Annotated in this window: 21 protein-coding genes; 11 read left to right on the top strand and 10 right to left on the bottom strand. The window is 62.4% G+C overall.

Annotated elements, in window-relative coordinates:
• Nucleotides 1–2: 2 nt before the first annotated feature.
• The 4 genes from lspA to AADW23_RS02600 form a co-directional block, all read right to left on the bottom strand.
• On the bottom strand, nucleotides 3–476 hold the full coding sequence (gene lspA, locus AADW23_RS02615; RefSeq protein WP_341862970.1) for a signal peptidase II: 474 nt from the start codon (nucleotides 474–476) through the stop codon (nucleotides 3–5).
• Nucleotides 477–549: 73 nt separating this feature from the next.
• A complete protein-coding gene (gene purH, locus AADW23_RS02610) occupies nucleotides 550–2,136 on the bottom strand; it encodes a bifunctional phosphoribosylaminoimidazolecarboxamide formyltransferase/IMP cyclohydrolase (RefSeq protein ID WP_341862969.1) in 1,587 nt (528 codons plus the stop codon).
• Between the two features lie 33 nt (nucleotides 2,137–2,169).
• The gene (locus tag AADW23_RS02605) at nucleotides 2,170–3,813 is read right to left on the bottom strand and encodes a heparinase II/III family protein (protein ID WP_341862968.1); all 1,644 of its coding nucleotides are present in this window, start codon (nucleotides 3,811–3,813) and stop codon (nucleotides 2,170–2,172) included.
• Nucleotides 3,814–3,960: 147 nt separating this feature from the next.
• A complete protein-coding gene (locus tag AADW23_RS02600; protein ID WP_341862967.1) occupies nucleotides 3,961–5,193 on the bottom strand; it encodes an RsmB/NOP family class I SAM-dependent RNA methyltransferase in 1,233 nt (410 codons plus the stop codon).
• A 74-nt stretch (nucleotides 5,194–5,267) separates the two neighbouring features.
• Here AADW23_RS02600 and AADW23_RS02595 point away from each other — a divergent pair, with 74 nt between their 5' ends.
• A complete protein-coding gene (locus AADW23_RS02595; RefSeq protein ID WP_341862966.1) occupies nucleotides 5,268–5,441 on the top strand; it encodes a DUF1674 domain-containing protein in 174 nt (57 codons plus the stop codon).
• A gap of 105 nt (nucleotides 5,442–5,546) precedes the next feature.
• Here the strand turns inward: AADW23_RS02595 and dapB are convergent, their stop codons facing one another.
• Nucleotides 5,547–6,368: a 4-hydroxy-tetrahydrodipicolinate reductase gene (gene dapB / locus AADW23_RS02590; protein WP_341862965.1), complete on the bottom strand. Its 822-nt coding sequence runs from the start codon at nucleotides 6,366–6,368 to the stop codon at nucleotides 5,547–5,549.
• A gap of 114 nt (nucleotides 6,369–6,482) precedes the next feature.
• Here dapB and rbfA point away from each other — a divergent pair, with 114 nt between their 5' ends.
• From rbfA to AADW23_RS02570, 4 genes are all read left to right on the top strand, one after another.
• Nucleotides 6,483–6,911 (top strand): 30S ribosome-binding factor RbfA, encoded by a 429-nt coding sequence (gene rbfA / locus AADW23_RS02585; protein ID WP_341862964.1) that lies wholly within the window; start codon nucleotides 6,483–6,485, stop codon nucleotides 6,909–6,911.
• On the top strand, nucleotides 6,908–7,663 hold the full coding sequence (locus AADW23_RS02580; protein WP_341862963.1) for a phosphodiester glycosidase family protein: 756 nt from the start codon (nucleotides 6,908–6,910) through the stop codon (nucleotides 7,661–7,663). Before rbfA ends, AADW23_RS02580 begins: the two co-directional genes overlap by 4 nt.
• A 33-nt stretch (nucleotides 7,664–7,696) precedes the next feature.
• Nucleotides 7,697–8,602, top strand: coding sequence for a tRNA pseudouridine(55) synthase TruB (gene truB, locus AADW23_RS02575; RefSeq protein WP_341862962.1), 906 nt, complete (start codon nucleotides 7,697–7,699; stop codon nucleotides 8,600–8,602).
• A gap of 124 nt (nucleotides 8,603–8,726) precedes the next feature.
• The gene (locus AADW23_RS02570; protein WP_341864263.1) at nucleotides 8,727–9,236 is read left to right on the top strand and encodes a DUF1643 domain-containing protein; all 510 of its coding nucleotides are present in this window, start codon (nucleotides 8,727–8,729) and stop codon (nucleotides 9,234–9,236) included.
• 33 nt (nucleotides 9,237–9,269) lie between these two features.
• Here AADW23_RS02570 and AADW23_RS02565 read toward each other — a convergent pair whose 3' ends face one another.
• The gene (locus AADW23_RS02565; RefSeq protein ID WP_341862961.1) at nucleotides 9,270–10,898 is read right to left on the bottom strand and encodes a calcium-binding protein; all 1,629 of its coding nucleotides are present in this window, start codon (nucleotides 10,896–10,898) and stop codon (nucleotides 9,270–9,272) included.
• Between the two features lie 456 nt (nucleotides 10,899–11,354).
• Between AADW23_RS02565 and rpsO the strand changes: the two genes are divergently transcribed.
• Nucleotides 11,355–11,624 (top strand): 30S ribosomal protein S15, encoded by a 270-nt coding sequence (gene rpsO / locus AADW23_RS02560; protein WP_341862960.1) that lies wholly within the window; start codon nucleotides 11,355–11,357, stop codon nucleotides 11,622–11,624.
• 103 nt (nucleotides 11,625–11,727) lie between these two features.
• Here the strand turns inward: rpsO and AADW23_RS02555 are convergent, their stop codons facing one another.
• Nucleotides 11,728–12,972 carry a sodium:proton antiporter gene (locus tag AADW23_RS02555; RefSeq protein ID WP_341862959.1) on the bottom strand — a complete coding sequence of 415 codons (1,245 nt, stop codon included), beginning with the start codon at nucleotides 12,970–12,972 and terminating at the stop codon, nucleotides 11,728–11,730.
• 174 nt (nucleotides 12,973–13,146) lie between these two features.
• Between AADW23_RS02555 and AADW23_RS02550 the strand changes: the two genes are divergently transcribed.
• A complete protein-coding gene (locus AADW23_RS02550) occupies nucleotides 13,147–13,866 on the top strand; it encodes a sterol desaturase family protein (RefSeq protein WP_341862958.1) in 720 nt (239 codons plus the stop codon).
• A gap of 7 nt (nucleotides 13,867–13,873) precedes the next feature.
• On the opposite strand, the gene AADW23_RS02545 is transcribed toward AADW23_RS02550, so the two are convergent.
• Nucleotides 13,874–15,025: an HWE histidine kinase domain-containing protein gene (locus AADW23_RS02545; RefSeq protein WP_341862957.1), complete on the bottom strand. Its 1,152-nt coding sequence runs from the start codon at nucleotides 15,023–15,025 to the stop codon at nucleotides 13,874–13,876.
• A gap of 327 nt (nucleotides 15,026–15,352) precedes the next feature.
• Between AADW23_RS02545 and pnp the strand changes: the two genes are divergently transcribed.
• Nucleotides 15,353–17,473 carry a polyribonucleotide nucleotidyltransferase gene (pnp, locus tag AADW23_RS02540; protein ID WP_341862956.1) on the top strand — a complete coding sequence of 707 codons (2,121 nt, stop codon included), beginning with the start codon at nucleotides 15,353–15,355 and terminating at the stop codon, nucleotides 17,471–17,473.
• An 81-nt stretch (nucleotides 17,474–17,554) separates the two neighbouring features.
• Here pnp and ftrA read toward each other — a convergent pair whose 3' ends face one another.
• Nucleotides 17,555–18,556: a transcriptional regulator FtrA gene (ftrA, locus tag AADW23_RS02535; protein ID WP_341862955.1), complete on the bottom strand. Its 1,002-nt coding sequence runs from the start codon at nucleotides 18,554–18,556 to the stop codon at nucleotides 17,555–17,557.
• Nucleotides 18,557–18,623: 67 nt separating this feature from the next.
• On the opposite strand from ftrA, the gene AADW23_RS02530 reads away from it, so the two are divergent.
• From AADW23_RS02530 to AADW23_RS02520, 3 genes are all read left to right on the top strand, one after another.
• Complete coding sequence (locus AADW23_RS02530; RefSeq protein WP_341862954.1) at nucleotides 18,624–19,070, top strand: rhodanese-like domain-containing protein; 447 nt, start codon at nucleotides 18,624–18,626, stop codon at nucleotides 19,068–19,070.
• Nucleotides 19,071–19,106: 36 nt separating this feature from the next.
• Complete coding sequence (locus AADW23_RS02525; RefSeq protein WP_341862953.1) at nucleotides 19,107–19,487, top strand: VOC family protein; 381 nt, start codon at nucleotides 19,107–19,109, stop codon at nucleotides 19,485–19,487.
• A gap of 205 nt (nucleotides 19,488–19,692) precedes the next feature.
• Nucleotides 19,693–20,313 (top strand): L,D-transpeptidase, encoded by a 621-nt coding sequence (locus tag AADW23_RS02520; protein WP_341862952.1) that lies wholly within the window; start codon nucleotides 19,693–19,695, stop codon nucleotides 20,311–20,313.
• Between the two features lie 128 nt (nucleotides 20,314–20,441).
• Here AADW23_RS02520 and AADW23_RS02515 read toward each other — a convergent pair whose 3' ends face one another.
• Nucleotides 20,442–21,095, bottom strand: a complete 654-nt coding sequence (locus AADW23_RS02515; RefSeq protein ID WP_341862951.1) for a peroxiredoxin — start codon at nucleotides 21,093–21,095, stop codon at nucleotides 20,442–20,444.
• Nucleotides 21,096–21,180 lie beyond the last annotated feature (85 nt).

The following is a 21,180-nucleotide window of genomic DNA, read 5'->3' as shown; positions in this document are numbered from 1 at the left end:
CATTACGCCGCCTTTTTTGCCGGATCTGCGAACAGGAGCAAGCCAATGGCCCCGACAACCACGCCGATATCGGCGATATTGAAGGTATAGGGGTTCTGGAACCCGCAACACGACATGTTGAGAAAGTCGATCACCGCCCCGTGGATCACCCGATCCAGCGCGTTACCAAGCGCTCCGCCAATCACCGCGCCCGCGCTGATCAGCGCCAAAGGCCGCGTCAGCCCGGTCTTCGCCCAATAAAGCAACCAGCCGCAGATCAGCAGCGCCAGCACCACAAGCCCGTAACGCGTCACCTCGGGCCCGCCCGCAAGGATGCCAAAGTTGATCCCCGTATTCCAGCCAAGGTGGAACACCAGAAACGGCGGAAACACCTCCATATGGATGCGCTCAATCAGGTTGAGGCCATAGAGCACGCCATACTTGGACCCCTGATCAATCACGAACCAGAACGCCGCGCTCAATATCACAAGCCTCATCGTTTTATCCTATCTCTCCCCGCCGCACCGGCGAGGAGGCATGAGCCGAGGCGCCGTTGCGCCCCAAATGCCGTTAGTGCCGGAAGTGGCGCATACCTGTAAACACCATCGCCAAGCCCGCGTCATCTGCCGCGGCGATCACCTCGTCATCGCGCATCGAGCCGCCGGGCTGGATCACCGCAGTGGCGCCCGCCTCTGCCGCTGCCAGCAAGCCATCGGCAAAGGGGAAAAACGCATCAGATGCGACAACCGAGCCCTTCGCGGGCGTGTCCGCCATGCCGCATTCCGTGCCCATTCGGGCCGCCTTCAACGCCGCGATGGTCGAGCTGTCAACGCGGCTCATCTGGCCCGCGCCGATCCCCACCGTCGCGCCGCCTTTGGCGTAGATGATCGCGTTGGATTTCGTGTGCTTGGCCACGGTCCAGGAAAAGCGCAGGTCGGTCATTTCCTGATCGGACGGCGTGCGTTTCGTCACCACCTTCAAATCATCCGCCGCCACGAACCCGGTGTCCTTGTCTTGCACCAACAAGCCGCCCGCGACCTGCTTGTAGGCCACCATCGGCGCACGAGGGTTGGGCAAGCCGCCCGTGGTCAACAGGCGCAGGTTCTTCTTGGCCGCGAAGATCGCCTTGGCGTCTTCATCGGCATCGGGGGCGATCACGACCTCGGTGAAGATCTGCACGATTTCTTCCGCGGTTGCGGCGTCCAGCTTCTGGTTCAGGGCCACGATACCGCCGAACGCGCTGGTCCGGTCGCAGTCAAACGCTGCCCGGTACGCTTCGACCAGAGTGGCACCCCGCGCCACGCCCGAAGGGTTGGCGTGCTTGATGATCGCCACGGCGGGACCGTCCGCCGGGGCGAACTCGGACACCAGCTCAAACGCCGCGTCGGTGTCGTTGATGTTGTTATAGCTCAGCGCCTTGCCCTGATGCTGCGCTGCCGTGGCCACGCCGGGGCGGGCCGAGCCGTCGTGGTAGAACGCTGCCTTCTGGTGCGGGTTCTCGCCGTAACGCATTTCCTGCGCCAAGGTGCCCGCGAAAGCGCGATGCGGGGGTGTCTCGATCCCGGCCGCGCCCGCCATCCAAGAGGAGACCGCCGCGTCATAAGCCGCCGTGCGGGCGTAAGCCGCTTGCGCCATGCGCTGGCGGAACGGGAACGACGTGCCTTTCTCGGCGTCCAACTCTTCCAGCAGGCCCGCGTATTGCGCGGGGCTTGTCAGGACCGTCACCGCGCCGTGGTTCTTGGCTGCCGCGCGGATCATCGCCGGGCCGCCGATGTCGATGTTCTCGATGCAGGTGTCGTAATCCGCGCCCTTGGCCACGGTTTCCTCGAACGGATAGAGGTTCACCACCAACAGGTCGATCGCGCCAATGCCATGTTCCTGCATCGCCGTTTGGTGATCCTTGTTGTCGCGCAGGGCCAAAAGGCCGCCGTGGATCATCGGGTGCAATGTCTTGACGCGGCCATCCATCATCTCGGGAAAGCCTGTCACCTCGGACACATCGCGCACCGGCAGGCCCGCTTCACGCAACGCCTTGGCGGTGCCCCCGGTGGACAGCAAATCAACCCCCCGCGCAGCCAGGTCACTGGCGAATTCGATCAGGCCGGTCTTGTCAGACACGGACAGCAGGGCACGGTTCAGGGGGGCGGGGTTCGTCATGGGCAATCCTTCAAGGCAGCGTCCCCGTGGTCTTCACAAGGACAGGTCTGGGGCTGGCAGCAACGCAGAGGGGCGGGCGATGGACCAGCTGACAGCCGCTCCATACCCCCTGACCCGAGACGTTAAAACGATCTGTTTTGTCGCGCGGGGCCTCAGGCGGGTGTCGTCGAAATAAATCGAGGGCATGATCGACATCTCGGCCTCGCCGCCGTGGCGGAAGACCCAGACCTCATCGGTGGGCAGTGTCAGCGAGATCGCCGCGCCGCCCATGTCCAATTCCACCACCACATCGGGGTGCAAATGAAACCTTGCGGCAAAACGCAGGCCCACGTCCGAGGGCAGGTTGCGATTGACCCGGGTGAACCGGTTGCGGTCATCGCCGTCCAGCGCCGCCAACCCATCTTCGCCGCGCAACAGGTTGCCGTTGTCTTCCAACGTCAGGGACCGCAAATGCACCAGCCCATGGGTGCGTCGCCAGCCGTCGTGGGACAGCACGATGCCTTCTCCCCCGGCGATTTCCGACACTTGGATCGACACATCGGTCGGCCCTTCGGCAAAACCCTGCCGCTCGGGCGGGACGTCTGAGGCTTTGTGAGCGAACCGGGACGAGGAATATCCCTCAAGCGACACGGTGGAATGGCTGACCGTTGCCCGTCCGGCCCGCCGCCAGTCGGCCCCGAACGCCGCGCCAGAGCCCGCGTTCACGATAACGGGGTGATTGGCCGAGGCCATTTCAAACGCCAAGGTGCCCGCGTGGGCATTGGTTGATCCCGGTCCCATCATTGGCGGCGCGGCATCGGCGATCACCGTCACCCGGCCCGAGGCCATGCGGGCATAGCCCATGGCTAAGCCCTTGATCCTCGCAGGCCGGACGCCCGATTGCACCAGCGCTCCGATCAGGCGCCCCGGCGCGCCACGCCCGCCACCGTGGGCCCGCACGAGGCTACCATCGGCATGGCGCATGGCCCGCAGCGTCGGCGCGATACGCAAGATCGCGGTATCCACGGCCGGATCGGCCCGCTTGCCGGTTTCTTGCAGGATCTGCGCGATCCACGTGAGCAGAACAAAGACCTCGAGCAATTCTTCGGGGTTGCGCGTGACGATGCCGCCTTGTGCGTCAACCTGCGTGGCGCATTCCTGCGCCAACCCTTGCAGCGCGGGATCAAGAACCGTTTCCATCCCGATCAAGGCGCAGGCCGAATAGATCAACCCGGTCAGGGCCTCGAACCTTGGCAATCCCGGCGAGGCGCGGTGCCAGCGTTTCGCCAGAAAGTTGGTCTGCCGAGACAGCGTGCGGTGGAACAGCTTGGTCTCAGGCGGGCGCTGACCGTTCATCAGGAACAGCGCATGGGTGATCCAGCGGATTTGCCGACGCCCAGTTAAATCGGCGCTCCACCCCGGCCCCTGGCCCTTGCCGTAACGCTCTACCCATTGCGACAGCCAAAGCTGCGCGGTATCGCGGCCCGCGCCGTCAGGGACAGCGGCCAGATCGTCGAGCCAATAGAACCCGTGCAACGCGGCTTCGAAATCATCATTGGGCGCGGCAATGTCCCAAGGGCTGGTATCGGGCGCTTCGATCAACGCCCCGCCCAGGCGGAAGTTACCGGCCATCAACTGCCGACCGCGGGCGGCAGAGCCGGGGAAGCGCACCTCGGGTTGCCACAGGAAACCCTGCATCCGGGGCCCCCAGCCAGCGGCCCGGGCGGCCCACCGATGGGTTAACCGCGCACCCCTGCCCTGCGGCGGGCGCGGCCTTGCGGGGGACGGAGGGACGGGTGCGGACATAGGGTTGGGCTGCCTGTTTGCGGGGTCAGCGGGGCAATATCACGACAGGCGCAGTGCGGCCATATAGAAGCCGTCCATCCCGCCTTTATCCGCCCAAAAGGACGGCCACAGGCGCAGCCCCCCTTCTTCGCTCGCCCAAGCCGCATCGCCACCGATGGCGGTGGGATCGGTTGGGATGATCGAGAGGGCGTCGTGCCGTTTGAGGGCGGCCTTGATCTGGAACTCGCCCTCGACGGGCAGCAACGAGCAGGTGCAATAGACCAGCGTGCCGCCGGGTTTGAGCAGGGTCAGGGCATGGTCGATCATCTGCATTTGCAGCTTGGTCAACGGCTCGATCTCATCGCCGGATTTGACGAAAGGCAGATCGGGGTGGCGGCGAATCGTGCCAGTGGCGGAACAAGGCGCATCCAGAAGAATGGCGTCGTAGGTGCCTTGATGCTGAAAGGCATCCCCTGTGACGAGGCTTGCGGAAAGCTGCGTCCGGGTAAGGTTTTCGGCCACCCGCTTCATGCGCGGGCCAGAAATGTCGAGCGCGGTGACCTCGGCCCCGGCGGCGGCCAGCTGCATGGTCTTGCCTCCGGGCGCGGCGCAGATGTCGAGCACTTTCTTGCCCTTCACGTCACCCAGCAGCTTTACCGGAACGGCGGCGGCGGCGTCTTGAACCCAGAACTTGCCCTCGGCATATCCGGGCAAAGCGCTGACCTGCGGGTGATTGTGCAGTCGCAATGAGCCGGTCGGCAGCACATCCGCCCCCTCCAGCGCGAAATCGGCATCGCGTGGGGTCAGATCAATTGGCGGCGTCTGCGCTTGTGCGGCCTCGATCGCTTTGATCCCCTCGGCCCCGATCCGCTTGCGCAGCGCCTTGTCGAGCCAGGGTGGCAGGCGCTGCGGCTGGGTCTTGGCCCAAACTTCGGGCCCTTCCGTGGCGACCTTGCGTAGAATCGCGTTCACCATGCCCTGCGCTTTGCGGGTGTGGGGCTGGGTCTTGGAGATGCCGACCAAATCACTCACGACGCCGTGGGCGTCTTCACCGTTCACCAACAACTCCACCGCGCCGAGACGCAGGATGTTGTGCACCCCGATCTGTGGCTTGCGTTGGGTGTAAGGCTTTAACACCGCGTCCACCGCGCCCAGATTGCGCAGAACGGCCAGCGCCAAACGGCTTGCCCGCGCAGCTTCGGCCCCTTCGGCAGGCACGTCGACCTGACCCAGGATCTGACGATCCCTCAGGACGGCGTTAAGCAGGATTAGGGCAGCGGGACGCGCTTTCATGGGCGGATTTCCTTGTTCCAAGAGCTTTGCCGCGTATATCAGGTGGCAATGACACACAAGCCGGAGGCCCCGCCATGAGCGATCCCAAGGACCTGACCCCAGAAGCGGCCCGTGCCCTCGCCGAGGCGGAAGAGCGCCGCGCGAAGACGAAAGAGGCCACGCTGCCGACAGAACTTGGCGGCCGCGACGGGCCCGAGCCCGTGCGCTACGGCGACTGGGAGCGCAAAGGCATCGCCGTCGATTTCTAACTGCGCCGTCGGACCAGATCCTTGCAAGGATCTGCGCAATCCCTTGCAAGGGATTGGGGAAAACTCTTGCAAGAGTTTTCGACCCCGCCCCGGCAGCGCGCGACCTCAGGCCAGCCCCAGCACCGACATCATCGAGTAGTGCCCCGGCGCGCGTCCTTGCCCCCAAAGCGCGGCCTTCAGCGCCCCGCGAGAGAAGATCGCGCGGTCGGTGGCCAGGTGGCGCAGGACGATCCGCTCTCCATCGGCGGCAAAGATCACGTCATGCTCGCCCACGACATCTCCGCCGCGAATCGCGGAAAAGCCGATGTCGCCCCGGGTCCGTGCGCCGGTGATCCCGTCCCGCCCGCTGTCTTTCACGTCGCCCAAGGCCACGCCGCGCCCTGCGGCGGCGGCTTCACCAAGCATAAGTGCCGTGCCCGAGGGGGCATCAACCTTGTGGCGGTGGTGCGCCTCCACGACCTCGATGTCGAAATCCTCGTCCAAGGCGGCGGCGACCTGTTGCGTCAGCCGGACCAGAAGGTTCACCCCAAGGCTCATGTTTCCTGCCCGCACAATGCAGGCGTGGCGGGCGCAGGCGTCCAGCGTATCGATATCCGCCTCGGACATGCCCGTGGTGCCAATCACATGCACGGCCCGGGCCTGCGCCGTTAACTTCGCATGGGCGACGGTCGCCTCGGGGGAGGTGAAATCAATCACCGCCTGGGCTTTCACGATGGCCTCTAGGGGATCATCCACCACCGGCACATTGTTGGCCGCGCCGCCCAGGGCCTCTCCCAGATCCGCGCCGACCCAATCGTGGCCGGGCCGTTCGGTCACGGCAACCAGATGGGCCCGGTCCGAGGCAGAGATCGTTTCGATCAACATTCGCCCCATGCGGCCCGATGCGCCCATCACGGCGATGCCTACGCTTGCTTCTGAATTGGCCATTCTCGCCTCCATCCGGTTCCGGCTTGGTCGTAACGGAACCTGGCCGAACAGGAAAGCGCCAGCTTGCGGGGGACGCGTTCATGGCCTACCTCTGGGGCAAGGGGAATTCGAGCCATGGCACGTAGTAAGAACCAGAACGGCCCAAGCAAGTCGCAACGACAGCTTCGGGTCGGTGAATTGATCCGCCGCACATTGTCCACTGTGCTGGCGCGGGCCGAGGTGCATGACCCGGTCCTGAACGCGATGTCGATCACCGTGGGAGAGGTGCGGACCTCATCCGACCTGAAGATCGCCACGGTCTACGTGATGCCTTTGGGCGGATCGGGCAAGGACGAGGCGATCGAGGCGTTGAAGCGCAACAAGGGCGAGCTGCGGCGGCTTCTGGGCAAAGACCTGAAGCTGAAGTATCTGCCGGACCTGCGCTTTGTAATTGATCAGACGTTCGACCAGATGGACGCGACCCGCGAAATGCTGTCGCGTGCCGAAGTGCGCCGCGATGTCGAACTGGTGCGGGATGAGGATGACGAAGAGGGGGGCGCATGATCCGCACCCTTTTGTTGGCGACCTTCCTTTTTGCCCCCACGATCAGCGCCGCTCAATGTGAAACGGTGCTTTTTGACGACGCAGAATTCACCGCCTGCGAGGTCGCGTTGACCGATGCGGATGTGCGCCTGTTCCTGCGCGATGAAGCCGGCGAGGTGCTTGGCACCTTTGGCCGCGTGGAAAGCCTTCTGCCGGAAGGGGCGCGGCTGGATGTGGCCATGAACGCGGGCATGTTCCACGAAGATCGGTCCCCCGTCGGGCTCTACGTGGAAAACGGGGAAGAGGAGATGCGGATCATAACCTCGGACGGGCCGGGTAATTTTGGCCTTCTGCCCAATGGCGTGCTGTGCCTGGAGGACGGCCAAGCCGCGGTTGTTGAGAGCCGCACCTTCGCGGAAAACCCTCCGCCCTGCCGCCATGCGACGCAATCGGGGCCGATGCTGGTCATTGACGGGGAATTGCATCCACGCTTTCTGCGCGACAGCGATAGCTACAACATACGCAACGGCGTCGGCGTGAGTGCCGAGGGCGACCGGATGTGGATGGTGATCTCGGACCAAGCCGTAAACTTCCATCACTTCGCGCGGTTCTTCCGGGATTATCTGGAGACGCCGAACGCGCTTTACTTCGATGGCCGAGTCTCGCGCCTTTATGCGCCCGAAATTGGACGCTCGGATCTCGGGTTTCCGGTGGGGCCGATCCTGGGTGTCGTCGTGGATGGGGCGGTTGACGCAGGCCATGGCGACGGGTAGCCCGCCATCCTGATTTTAGACGGGGTTACTTAGATGGCACGTAGGAAAAAAGGCCGCGATATTTCGGGTTGGGTCCTGGTGGACAAGCCTGCGGGGCTGACCTCGACCGCGGTGGTCAACAAGGTGCGCTGGTGCTTTGACGCCAAGAAGGCCGGTCACGCAGGCACCTTGGACCCGGACGCGACCGGCATGTTGCCGGTGGCGTTGGGCGAGGCGACCAAGACCATTGCCTATATGGGAGATGATCTGAAGGCCTATGATTTCCGGGTCCGTCTGGGTGTTTCCACAAAGACCGATGACGCCGAGGGGGAGGTGATTGAAACCTCTGACGCGCGGCCCAGTGATGCCGAGATTACGGCGGCCTTGCCCGCCTTTGTGGGCGATATCCAACAAGTCCCGCCGCAGTTCTCTGCTGTGAAGGTGGATGGGGAACGCGCCTATGACATTGCGCGCGGCGGTGGCGAGATGGAACTGGCGGCCCGCGATTTGTATGTGGAAAGCCTGAAGGTGATCGGGCGCCCCGATGCCGATCATGTGGATCTGGAGTTCGTTTGCGGGTCGGGCGGTTACGTGCGCTCGATCGCGCGGGACCTGGGGCAGGCATTGGGCTGCTTGGGCCATGTCTTGTGGTTGCGGCGCACATGGGTCGGGCCGTTTGATATAGAGGAGGCCGTGGGCCTTGACCGGGTCGAGGCACTGGCGCGGTCCGAGGAGATCGACGCGTTGTTGCACCCCGTGGGCATGGCGCTGCACGCATTGCCTGAGCTGCGAGCGACCGAGGCGGGTGCAGCAAGGTTGCGCAATGGCAACCCCGGCGGCGTGTTGCCGGGAAACGTGGAATATGGCGACTTGGCTTGGGCAACGTTGAATGGCGTGCCCGTTGCCGTGGGCCGCTACCGCGCGGGCGAGTTACACCCTGAGCGCGTGTTCAATTTGTGAGGTTGGGACGGGCAGGGCGGCAGCGCCCACCCACCCACCCCGCCGCCGCCCTGCCCGGCGTTTCAATGGAGCGGGCGATGCGCGTGGATGGCGCGGGATTCGATATTTATGAAAAGGTGAAATGATGATCGAGCGTCAGCATTTGAAGGGGGATGCGGCCTCGGTCGCGGTCTATTCCGATTGCGAGGCCTATCGTTATTCCTTGACCCGTGTGTGGGATGAGGCCGGGGAGAGGGGGTTGTTCATCATGTTGAACCCATCGACCGCGACAGAGGTTCAGAATGATCCCACGGTGGAGCGTTGCGAGAGACGGTCACGGGCGCTTGGCTATGGGGCGTTTCGGGTTCTGAATATCTTTGCCTATCGCGCCACGGATCCAAGGGACATGCGCCGGGCGGAAGACCCGGTCGGGCCTGAAAACGATGCCGCGCTGTTGCAGGGGCTGGATTGGGCTGACCGGGTGATTTGCGCCTGGGGCACCCATGGAGAGCACCGGGGGCGCGGGCCGGAAGTGGCGGCGTTGTTGAAGGGGACGGGGCGGGAGTTGCTGCATTTGGGGTTGTCGAAGGCAGGGCACCCGAAGCATCCGCTTTATATCGGCTACAAGGTGCAGCTGCAGGTTTGGGAGGCCTGAGCGGCCACGTCGGAGGCGGATGGCCCCGACGTGTCAGGCGACGGCCTGGAGGACGACCATATTGGGATCGAGCCCTTGGGCGCCTTCCACGGAGAGGATGATTTCTCCATTCAGGATGATGTTCGCCCCGCTTCCGTCAGCGAAATCCTGGACTTCCAGGGTTGGATCGGGGTTCACGGAGGGGTCGAAGATAACTTCGATGCGGTCCTCGGAGGGATCAAAGTCTGCCACGCGGCCCGCGACTTCGGCGCTTTCGATGTAGGAGCCGCCGGTGAATGTATCGGAGCCGGCGCCACCAACAGCAAGGTCACCTTGCCCCAGAATGATGTGATCGTCGCCAGAGCCTCCCCAAAGCACATCGGCGTCGTCCTGGTCATTGGAGCCTTCGCCAAAGGTGCCATCCAGCGTATCGTCACCGGAGCCACCGTTGAGGGTATCCATCCCCAGCCCCCCTTGCAGGAAGTCGTTGGCGCCGCCGCCGTGCAGAACGTCATCCCCTTCGCCGCCGAACAGGAGGTCACGGTCACTGCCGCCGTCGAGGGTGTCATTCCCCTCTCCTCCGTTCAGGAAATCAACGCCGGTTTCGCCTTGCAGATCATCGGCGCCGGAGCCGCCGTAAAGCTCATCATTGCCGCCACCGGCGTACAGCGTGTCGTTGCCTTCATCACCATACAGCGTCCCGGCGCCATCGCCGCCCGAGAGTTCATCACTGTTGAACGTGCCGGTCAGGGCATCATCGCCGCCGGTGCCGAAGGCCGCATCAATATCGACGCGGGCTTGCAGCATCTCGTCGGTGCCACCAATTCCGGCAAGGTCCTTGGTGATCTGGTCCAGAATCGTGTCGAGCTCATTGGCTTCCAACGGATCTTCGTTGGCGGGTTCTGTCACCACGACGGAGGGTTCATCGGCACGGGGGAGCGGGTCTTCAATCTGGATCAAGGGGCCATCACTGCCCGGATCGCGCCCCTCGGTGGAGGAGGGTGTTTCGCCGAGAGGGAGAGTCTGCGGCACGTCTGGCGTTTGCGCGCGATCGCCTGTTTCATCGGTTGCCGCGGGCGATGTGGCCGGGGTGTCGGCCGCGTCAGACATCACAACACGGACGTGATCTTCTGTGAGGGGGGTCGTGCCATCAACCAAGGTGACGGGAAGGCCATTGGCGAAGACCAGCGTGGCGTCCTCTTCCGGGTCATGTTCGACATCAATGGCGGGCGCGTTCTCGGCGGTACCGTCAAATTCCAGCACCAGCGTGTCGGTGTCGGTGCTGAAATACTCCACATAGGCGACGGTTTCGCCTTCGATGTCTGCGGTGGCGCTGATTTCCACGAAGGCGCTGTCGTCCTCGGCAGGTTCTGCCCGGGACCAGTCGGAATCGGCGGTGGCCTCTGCGGTTTCGGCGGCCTCAAGTTCCGCCGCTTCGGCGCGGGCGCTTTCGGGGGCGTCGTCCGCGGTCTCTTCTTCTTCGGCGTTTGCGGCGTCCATCGCGGCCGCGTCGGCGTCCAGAAGGTCTGTCAGCCCGGTGCCCGTTTCGGGTGTTTCCAGATCGTTCGCACCGGGGTCGTCATCGGGCGACGAATCGTCAGGGCTTCCTTCGACGGGGTTCACGAACCCATCAAGGGCAAGCCCCATAAGGAGCAATGCAAGTAGACTTCCTGCGACGATCATGATGGATCCCTCGGGCTTTCCGGTCCTGGCGTTGACAGCGGGCGTTGAAGTTGCGGGCGTGAAAGTAGGTGGCGGGCCGCGAACATTGTGCGGCGGGCCGGGCCCATGCCTTCTGGCAACAAACTGGATGATCGCGCGGGTGGGTGGCCGAATCCGGCTGTCCCTAAACGCAGGTCGGATCACCTGACGGTCCATTTCTATGGACAAGGCATTGCTGAAAGCTAAAGCCTCGGCTGCTTCATACCCAAGATTTCTGGAAAATTCGCGGTGATTCTGTCGGACTGGTTAACAGCAGGCGTGGCGACAGGGCCTTTCACAGAAGGGGTTCCCTCAGCCCGCGATTCGGTGTAGCTGCGCGCATCTGTGCCGGGGTTCGCCTCGGCCGGACCCTCCATGGGCCTTGCTGGACGACATCCCGGCCTGCGCCATAACCCTTAATCCTTAAAGGAGACCCCGATGTCGATTACGCCTGAAGAAAAAGCACGTCTGATGAAAGAGTTCGCCACCAAAGAAGGCGACACCGGTTCCCCTGAAGTTCAGGTTGCCATCCTCACCAGCCGTATCACGACCCTGACCGAGCACTTCAAAAGCCACAAGAAAGACAACCACTCTCGTCGTGGTTTGTTGATGATGGTTGCGCAGCGCCGGAAGCTTCTGGACTACACACGCGCCAAGGATGAGGCCCGCTATCAGGACCTGATCAAGCGCTTGGGCATCCGCCGCTAAACCGCGGTTTGATGCAAAGTTGGGAAGGGCTGCCTTGGGGCGGCCCTTTTTGTTTGTGTGGCCTCGGGCGCCTGACATGCCAATCACGAGCGGGCGGGGCGGCCTACATCAGGTCCGGTTCTCGGCCCACTTTGTTTGCCAGGCGCGCCACGGTCAGGCCCTGCACAATGATCGAGAAGATCACGATCACATAGGTCACGGTCAGGATCAGCGGTTTCCATTCGCTATCGGGCAGAGACAGCGCCAGCGCGACGGAAATGCCGCCCTTCAACCCGCCCCATGTCATGATCTGGATCACCCCCGGCCCGAATGTGCGGAACGGCTTGAGCATCAGGACCGGCACCGCCACGGCGGCCAAGCGGCCCGCCAAAGCCAGTGCGATGGACAGGACGGCGGTTGTCAGGATGTCGGTGTCCAACACCACGGCGAACACCTCGAACCCGATCATCAGGAAAAGGACCGCATTCAGGATCTCATCAATCAGCATCCAGAACGCATCGACATAGCGGCGGGTATCTTCGGACATGCCATCGCGCGCGCCGACGTCGCCAATCAGAAGGCCGGCGCAAACGGCCATGATCGGGGCCGAGACATGCAGGTAGATCGCCAGTTCGTACCCGCCGAAGGCAAGGCCAAGGGTCAGCAGGACCTCAAGCGAAGGGTCATCAATGTGGCGCATGACCCGGAACACAAGCCACCCGAGGACGAGGCCCAGAACCGCGCCGCCCGCGGCCTCCTGGAAGAACAATTGCGCCGCTGCGGCCACGCCACTGCCGTGGTGATCGTCGCCGGGAAAGGCCAGCCCCACGAGGACAAGGAACACGACGTAACCGACGCCATCGTTGAACAGGCTTTCGCCCGCGATCTGTGTCTCCAACTGCTTGCGCAGGTTCGCTTCTCGTAACACCCCAAGCACCGCGACCGGGTCGGTGGGAGAGATCAGCGCCCCGAAGACCAGCGCCACCAGAAGCGGCATCCCTGTCAGCCACGAAAACCCCACGCCGATGATAGCGGTGGATAAAACCACCCCCATCGTTGCCATCAAGAGCACCACCGGCCAGACCTTTTGCAGATCCGACAGTTTCACATGCAACGCGCCGGCAAACAGCAACAGGCCCAACATCCCCTCCAACAGCGCGTCGGAGAAGTCGATGCCAAGCACAACGCTGCGCACCTGATCCGCGATCAACAGGTCGAAGGCCCAATCCACCCCAAGGATGGCGAAAGAGCTGAATAGCGCCACCACAAGGATGCCGATGGCCGAAGGCAACTTCAGGAACAGATAGTTAATCGCCCCAAAGGCGCCCGCCAGTACGATCAGCAAGGAGGTGATTTGGAGAATATTCATAACTGGCCTGTCCGTTTTCGGTTTTGCGCGGTCTACCACGGTTGAACCGGTAATTCGTCCAGAAAGTTTCAGGGTGGGGGCTTTGGTGCCGTGCTGTGTGACGCTGCGGCCTGAATTGACCGTTGCGCTGCCGCCTCTTAGCGTTTGAGCGACTTAGCCAAGGAGACCACAGCGATGATCCCGACCCTGCGCGTTTTGATCCACATGGGCGGCTTGCAGCGGCTATTTCCGTTCTGGCTGGTGGCCGTTGTGGCGATGGCCGTGTTCTGGACGCCGTGGCTGTTGCTGGCGCTGGCTTACGGGGTCGTGGTGCAATTCATCGTGGAGTACGTGTTGCACCGCTTCGTCTATCACCGGGCGCCGCCCGCCGATCAGGGGCTGTTCAATGACCTTTACCGTGCCCATATCGGCCATCACGAATTCCCTACCAATCCCGAGTTCTTTACCGGGGGAGATAATTGGTTTGCGGTGCGTTTTGGCGTCGCCTCGGTGGCGCTTCATACGCTTCTACTCTGGCCGTTCATGGGCTTCGCGCCTGCGCTGTTGTGGGCCTCGACCGCGCTGTTCGTGGGCTCGATCACGGCGTTCACCTTCTACGAATATTGCCACACCCTGGCGCATTTGAAGGTGCCCAAGGGCTGGTTCGGCACCCGCGTGACCCATTCCCACCTGCGCCACCATTTCAACGACCATGACAGCAATTTCCACGTCAGCTTTGGCATGGGCTGGATTGATCGACTGTTCGGCACCCCCTACCGCCGCGACACCGCCAAAGCCCGCTTTGATCGTGACACCATTATGTCCCTTGGGATGGACCCGGAGGACCTGCGCCTTGTCACCGCGCGTAAGGCGTGGGGGCTGCCGTCCATGCCGCACCGGGGTCGGGCGCGGTAGGATCGGATCAAGCCTCCGATACGTTGTTGAGCACGGTTCCCGGCAGGGTAATCCGGTAATGTATCCCGGTTTCCTTCAGGTCGCGCTGAAGCTCTCCGCCAAGGCCGAACTGGACCGCATCGTTCAGAAGATCTGACCCGAAGCCTGAGGATGCTTTGAGGTTCTCGACCTCGGCGCGTTCCTCCCAGAACAATTCGATGCCTTCGTCGGTCTGGTTCCACGTCACGTGAAGCGCACCGCCGGGACGGCTCAGCGCCCCGTACTTGGCGGCATTCGTGGCCAGCTCGTGGAAGGTCAGCGCAATGTAGGTCACGGCCTCTGGCGACAGGTCAAGCGGGGGACCGGACAGTTGCACCTCAAGCCCTACAGCATCGGCATAGGGCGCAAGGGCTGCGTTCAACAAAGCCTTCAGACCATTTGTGTTATCACGTCCCTTGCCAAGCGCCAGGTTGTGGGACCGGGCCAATGCGGTGATCCGGCCCTCCAGCAGTTTGACCATGCTGGCCTTGTCTTCGGCCTCGCGTGCCGACAAGCGAAGAAGGCTGCTCGACACCGTGAAGAGGTTCTTCAGCCTGTGGCTCATTTCCTCGACCAGCATCAGGTTGCGCCGGGCGTTTGCCTGCAACCGCATCTGGTCTTCGGCAAGGCCCGTGACGTCGCGCAGGATCTTGCGGTCCTCGTCCGTCCATGTGCGGGGTTGGTCGCTGATCGCGCAGAAAGAGCCGATGACCGCCCCGTTCGGGGCGTGAAGCGGCTCGCCCAGATAGGCGATGACGTTCAGGTCCTTGATCGCGCCATTGTCGGACAGCAAGGGATGCTCGCGCGCATCGACCACAGAGAGGCTCTGTTCCGTAGTGACGACGTATTGGCAGAAAGAATGCGACAGCGGCGTTTCGCGTGATTGCGCGACCGGCCCCTGCAAACCTTCTTCTGCCTTGAAGAACTGTCGGTTGTCATCGACGAGAGACACGAGGCTGACCGGCACGTCAAGCAGACGGGATGCCAGCCGCGAAAGGCGGTCAAAGCCTTCTTCCTTGTCCGAATCCATCAAACCGGTTCGCGCCAGACTGCTCAGACGCTGGATGTTGCCGAGAATCTGTTCGTGATCCTGAGGGGTGACGCTCGGAAAGTCGCCCTCGTTCTCAAGTGGTTTAGGCATTCTGCAACTATCAGGCCGCATGGAAGTCCCCCAATCAAGCATTCCTCGGGCTCAAAGAATGTTATTTAAAGTAACAGATTGGTTCGGCTTGGATAGCTGTTATTCTGATACGGCAATGCACGGCGTTTCGGCAGCTAGTTCGCCGTTCGCGCGTCTCTATGCGCGAGACGGTTTCCAAACAAGAAAAATTACTGTAAGGGCACCACATCTGAGACGTGACGCCCTGACCCCGGCGCATGGAATGATAGGGGGGTCGGCGGCAATGGGGCCGCCATTTTGATGAGGGACCGCGCAGGGGCGCGGAGTGCCCTCGTATAGGAAACGCATATGTTCAACATTGTGAAGAAAGAGATCCAGTGGGGCGAAGAGACGCTGACACTGGAAACGGGCCGTGTGGCGCGTCAGGCCGATGGGTCTGTAATTGCGACGCTGGGTGAGACCAGCGTTATGGCGAACGTCACGTTCGCAAAAGCTCCGAAGCCGGGAATGGATTTCTTCCCGCTGACGGTTCACTACCAGGAAAAATATTACGCGGCCGGTAAAGTGCCCGGCGGTTTCTTCAAGCGTGAGGCCCGCCCCACCGAAAAAGAAACGCTGACAGCACGTCTGATCGACCGTCCGATCCGCCCTCTGTTCGTCCCCGGTTTCAAGAACGAAACCCTGGTGATGTGTACGGTCCTGTCCCACGATCTGGTTAACGATCCCGACATGGTCGCGATGATCGCCGCCTCTGCCGCGCTGACCATTTCCGGCGCGCCGTTCCGTGGCCCGATTGCCGGTTGCCGCGTTGGTTTCGAGGATGGTGAATACATCCTGAACCCAGAGATCGACGACATGCACGATCTGCGCAACAACCCCGAGCAGCGGCTCGATCTGGTTGTGGCCGGCACCAAGGACGCCGTGATGATGGTCGAGTCGGAGGCCTATGAGCTTTCCGAGGCCGAGATGCTGGGTGCGGTGAAGTTCGCCCACGACAGCATCCAGCCCGTCATCGACCTGATCATTGATCTGGCCGAAGACGCCGCGAAAGAGCCGTTCCACTTTGAAGCGCCCGACTATTCCGAGCTGTTCGAAGTTGTCCGCGCCGCTGGCGAGGAGAAGATGCGCGAAGCCTATGCGATCTCTGACAAGCTGGAGCGTCAGGCAGCGGTTTCCGCCGTCAAGGAAAGCGTGAAGGAAGGCCTTTCGGAAGAGCAGTTGGAGGATCCGAACCTCTCCGCCGCCCTGAAGAAGTTGGAATCCACGGTTCTGCGTTCCGACGTGGTGAAGAACGGTCGTCGCATCGACGGGCGTGCGCTGGATGAAATCCGCGACATCGTCTCGGAAACCAAGGTTCTGCCCCGGACCCACGGCTCTGCCCTGTTCACCCGTGGTGAAACGCAGGCGCTTTGCGTGACCACTTTGGGCACCGGCGACGATGAGCAGTTCATCGACGCGCTGCATGGCAACTTCAAATCCAACTTCCTGCTGCACTACAACTTCCCCCCCTACTCGGTGGGTGAAGCGGGTCGCGTGGGCCCTCCCGGTCGTCGCGAAATCGGTCACGGCAAGCTGGCATGGCGTGCGCTTCAGGCGGTTCTGCCTGCGGCAACCGACTTCCCCTACACCGTGCGCATGGTCTCGGAAATCACCGAATCCAACGGCTCGTCCTCCATGGCGTCCGTTTGCGGTGGCTCCCTGTCGATGATGGACGCGGGCGTTCCGCTGAAGGCACCGGTTGCTGGTGTGGCCATGGGTCTGGTGCTGGAAGATGACGGCTCTTATGGCATCCTGTCCGACATTCTGGGTGACGAAGATCACCTGGGCGACATGGACTTCAAGGTGGCCGGTACGGAAGCGGGCATCACGTCCCTGCAGATGGACATCAAGGTCGCCGGCATCACGCAGGAGATCATGGAAAAGGCGCTGGAGCAGGCCAAGGCTGGCCGTCTCCACATCCTCGGCGAGATGGCGAAAGCCGTGACCGAAGCGGGTGAGTTCTCTGAGCACGCGCCGCGCATCGAGACGATGCAGATCCCCACCGACAAGATCCGTGAAGTGATCGGGTCCGGCGGCAAGGTCATCCGTGAGATCGTGGAAGTGTCTGGCGCCAAGGTCGACATCAACGACGAAGGCATCATCAAGATCGCCTCGCCAAACGGTGAAGCCATCAAGAAGGCCTACGACATGATCCACTCGATCGTGGCAGAGCCCGAAGAAGGCAAGATCTACAAAGGCAAGGTCGTGAAGATCGTCGACTTCGGCGCCTTCGTGAACTTCTTCGGCAAGCGCGACGGTCTGGTGCACGTGTCCCAGATCAAGAACGAGCGTCTGAACCACCCTTCCGATGTCCTCTCCGAGGGTCAGGAAGTCTGGGTCAAGCTGCTCGGCTTCGACGATCGCGGTAAGGTTCGTCTGGCCATGAAAATGGTAGATCAGGCGACTGGCGAAGAAGCAGCGGCTGAATAAGCGCTCCTTCCACAGAATAGGAAAAGGCCCCGGCGGAAACGCTCGGGGCCTTTTTCATGGGCTCAGCTTTAGCGTTCTGCTTTATGCGCTCAACCGGTGCGGTGTGCTGAAGCTTTTGCGATGCTGAGAGGGGGTAATGCCCCGGATCGTGCGGAACACACGGCGGAAGGTTTCCTGGCTGGCGAATCCGGCGGTCATCGACAGGTCATCAAGGCTAAGCTCTGTGGTTTCCAGCATCTCTGCCGCAAAGGCCACACGCTGGCGCATCAGCCATTTCTGCGGCGTCTCTCCGGTCGTTTCCACCATGCGGCGCAGTAGCGTCCGTTCGCTCAGGCCCGCATGGTTGGCCATATCGGCGATGGACCAAGGCCGGTCCAACTGTGCCCTGACCGAATCCAGCAGCGCAGAGATCTGGCCCCCGCGTTCCGGCGGGACGGGAGCGGGGATGAACTGCGACTGCCCGCCTTCGCGCATCGGGGCCATGACCAACCGCTTGGCCACCACATTGGCCCGCGCCGCGCCGTAGTCTTGCCGGACAACATGCAGGCACAGGTCGATCCCCGCCGCGGACCCGGCCGAGGTCAGGATGGTGCCGTTATCGACGAACAGGACGTCAGGGCGCACGTTGATCTGCGGATACCGCGCGGCCAATGCATCGGTATAGCGCCAGTGGGTCGTGGCCTCGGCCCCATCCAGCAACCCGGCGGCAGCCAGCACGAAAACGCCTGAACAAATGGAGGCGATCCGCGCGCCGTTGGCGTGGGCCTTGCGCAGCGCGTCACACAGATCATCGGGGACGGGAGTGTCTATCCCGCGCCAGCCGGGCACAAGGATCAGGCTGGCATCGTGCAGCGCCGGAAGGTCGTGCTCTGCCGCGATGGCGATGCCGCCCGTGGCGTGAAGCGGCCCTGGCTCGGCGGCCACTACCTTATGGCGATACCAATCGGGGAACTCGGGGCGGGGCAGGGCGAAGACCTCTAACCCGATGCCGAACTCGAACATGCACAAGCCATCGTAGGCAAGAACACACACGAGCGGGCGGTCATCGGTCACTTTGGCGGATTTTGACTGTTCTTTGTCCATTCCGCCAATATGCACATCCCTGCGCATTTGCCAAGTTAGGGACAGAAACAAACTTGGAGAGCCTGACATGACACCGACTTCCCCTAGCCCCGTCGCCGCAACCCCTGCCGCAAACGCGCAGGACGCGCTGGCCCATTTCTCGGCGCGCCTGACGTTTGAGACAGACTGCTGGGATACCAACGCAGCGCTCAGCGCCGGGGCCACGGACTTTGTTCTGATCGACGTGCGCAACGCCGAATTGTACCGCGCGAGCCATGTGCCCACGGCCATTCACCTGCCCGTGGGCAAGATGACGGAACGCAAGATGACCTCTTGGCCGGAAGGCACTTTGTTCGTCGTCTATTGCGCCGGACCGCATTGCAACGGCGCGAACAAGGCCGCCGTGCGCCTCGCGTCCCTTGGCCTGCCGGTAAAGGAAATGATCGGCGGGATCACGGGCTGGATCGATGAAGGGTTCACCTTGGACACCGCCGAAACCGTTCCAGCCACAGCCCCAAACATCGCGGCTCAATAAGCCCCGACACCTGAGAAACAGAAAAAGGAAAAGACCATGAGCAACATGAACGCCATCGTTTGGTTCGACATCTACGTGGACGACCTCGACCGGGCCGCCGCCTTCTACCAAACCGTCCTTGGCCGTCCGTTAGAGCCGATGGAAGACCCCACCGGCGAAACCCAGATGAAGAGCTTCCCCGCCGACATGAGCGCTTACGGTGCTGCGGGCGCATTGACCAAAGCGCCTTTCGCCTCGCCGGGTGTGGGCGGCACGATCATCTACTTCGCGTCGGAAGATGTGGCGGTGGAAGAAGCGCGGGTGGCTAAGGCAGGCGGCGTGGTGATCCGCCCCAAATTCTCCATCGGAGAGTTCGGTTTCGTCAGCCTTTGCCAAGACACCGAAGGCAACATGTTCGGCATGAACTCGATGAAGTAGCGCAAGTTCGGGCGGTTCTCTGGGGCCGCCCGATTCTGTCTTGTCCCCCGAATAATCGGCGATTTGATGCCGGAATTGGCCATTGGGCTGGGAATCCTTACGCAGATGTGACCAAAAGCAACCGGTTAGGGACTTGTCCGCAAGCCGTTGGATTGAAACATTAGGGTTAAGTGATTCCACACGATCTCCGTTAGGATAGACTGCCATGCTGACCCGCCGCCACTTCATCATTACCACGACCACGCTGTTTTCCGGCGCGATTGCCGCGCCCGCGCTTGCGCAAGATGCCGTGGGGATCGAGATTGACGAAGCCGCAGATACCGCGGGCGGCACCGGGCCGAACCCTTGGGGCCTGCACCAGCGCTTCATGCCGACGCGCGTAGCCGCCAATAGCGGGCTGAGCGCGGGGGATATCCACGTCGATCCGACGGCGCGGTTCCTCTACCACATCGAAGAAGGCGGCACCGCCATGCGCTATGGCGTGGCCGTGGGCCGCGCTGGCCTGTATCAGCCCGGCAACTTCCGCATTCAGCGCGTGGCCGAATGGCCGTCCTGGACGCCCACCGCCAACATGATCGCGCGCGAGCCAGAGGTCTACGGCCAGTATGCGGGCGGTGTGCCCGGCGGCCCGAACAACCCCCTTGGCGCCCGTGCCTTGTACCTGTTTGCCGGTGGCCGTGACACATACCTGCGTATTCATGGCACCCCGCAGCCCTGGTCCATCGGCACCTCGGCCTCTTCCGGTTGTGTGCGTCTGGTCAATGACCATGTGATTGCGCTGGCCGAAAACGTGCGCACTGGTAACCGCGCCATTTTGCACAGCTAGGATCAAAACGACATTCCATGAAAAAGCCCCGAGCAATGCCGGGGCTTTTTTGGTTTTGATGGGTAGACCGGGCCTTGGCCCGGCCTCCGCCCCCCGGGCCAAGGCCCGGATTACGGATATCGGTCAGGTTAACCGGGCAGTTTTGCCATACGCAGGTACGGCAGCTTGGTGTCGATGGAGCCATATTTGGCAACCGCATCTTCATCGGAGACAGCCACGGGCACGACGACATCCTGGCCGGGCGTCCAGTTGGCGGGGGTGGCGACGTTCTCTTTCGCGGCGGTCTGAAGACCATCGAGGGCGCGCAGGACTTCGGCAAAGTTACGGCCCACGTTCATCGGATAGGTCATCGACAGTTTCAGCTTCTTGTCTGGCCCGATGATGAAGACAGCGCGCACGGTGGCGGTGTCGTTCGGGGTGCGGCCATCGGGCAGGTACGCCTCGGCCGGGAGCATGTCGAAGGCTTTCGATACGGCCAGCTCGGTGTCTGCGATGATTGGGAAAGTCGGCTCTGCATCCGCGAAGGACTGAATGTCCGACTTCCAGCGTTTATGTTCTTCCACACCATCGACGGAAACGCCGATGACCTTGGTGTTACGCGCGGCCCATTCATCGGCCAATTGCGCCACGGCACCGAATTCGGTCGTGCAGACGGGGGTGAAATCCTTGGGGTGAGAGAACAGGATCGCCCATTGGTCACCCACAAAATCGTGCAGCGACATGGAACCGTGGTCGGTTTCTACTGTGATGTTCGGGATCTCATCGTTGATACGCAGGCCCATAGTGTAGCTCCTTTGTTGCGTGCTGTGTGTCTGACGCAAACCTAAGCATTCTGAGCGCGGTTAACAGTGACAATATCACAGATCA

The organism is Gymnodinialimonas sp. 57CJ19 (genome assembly GCF_038396845.1).
Taxonomy (GTDB): domain Bacteria; phylum Pseudomonadota; class Alphaproteobacteria; order Rhodobacterales; family Rhodobacteraceae; genus Gymnodinialimonas.
This window is presented reverse-complemented; position numbering and strand designations above follow the sequence as displayed.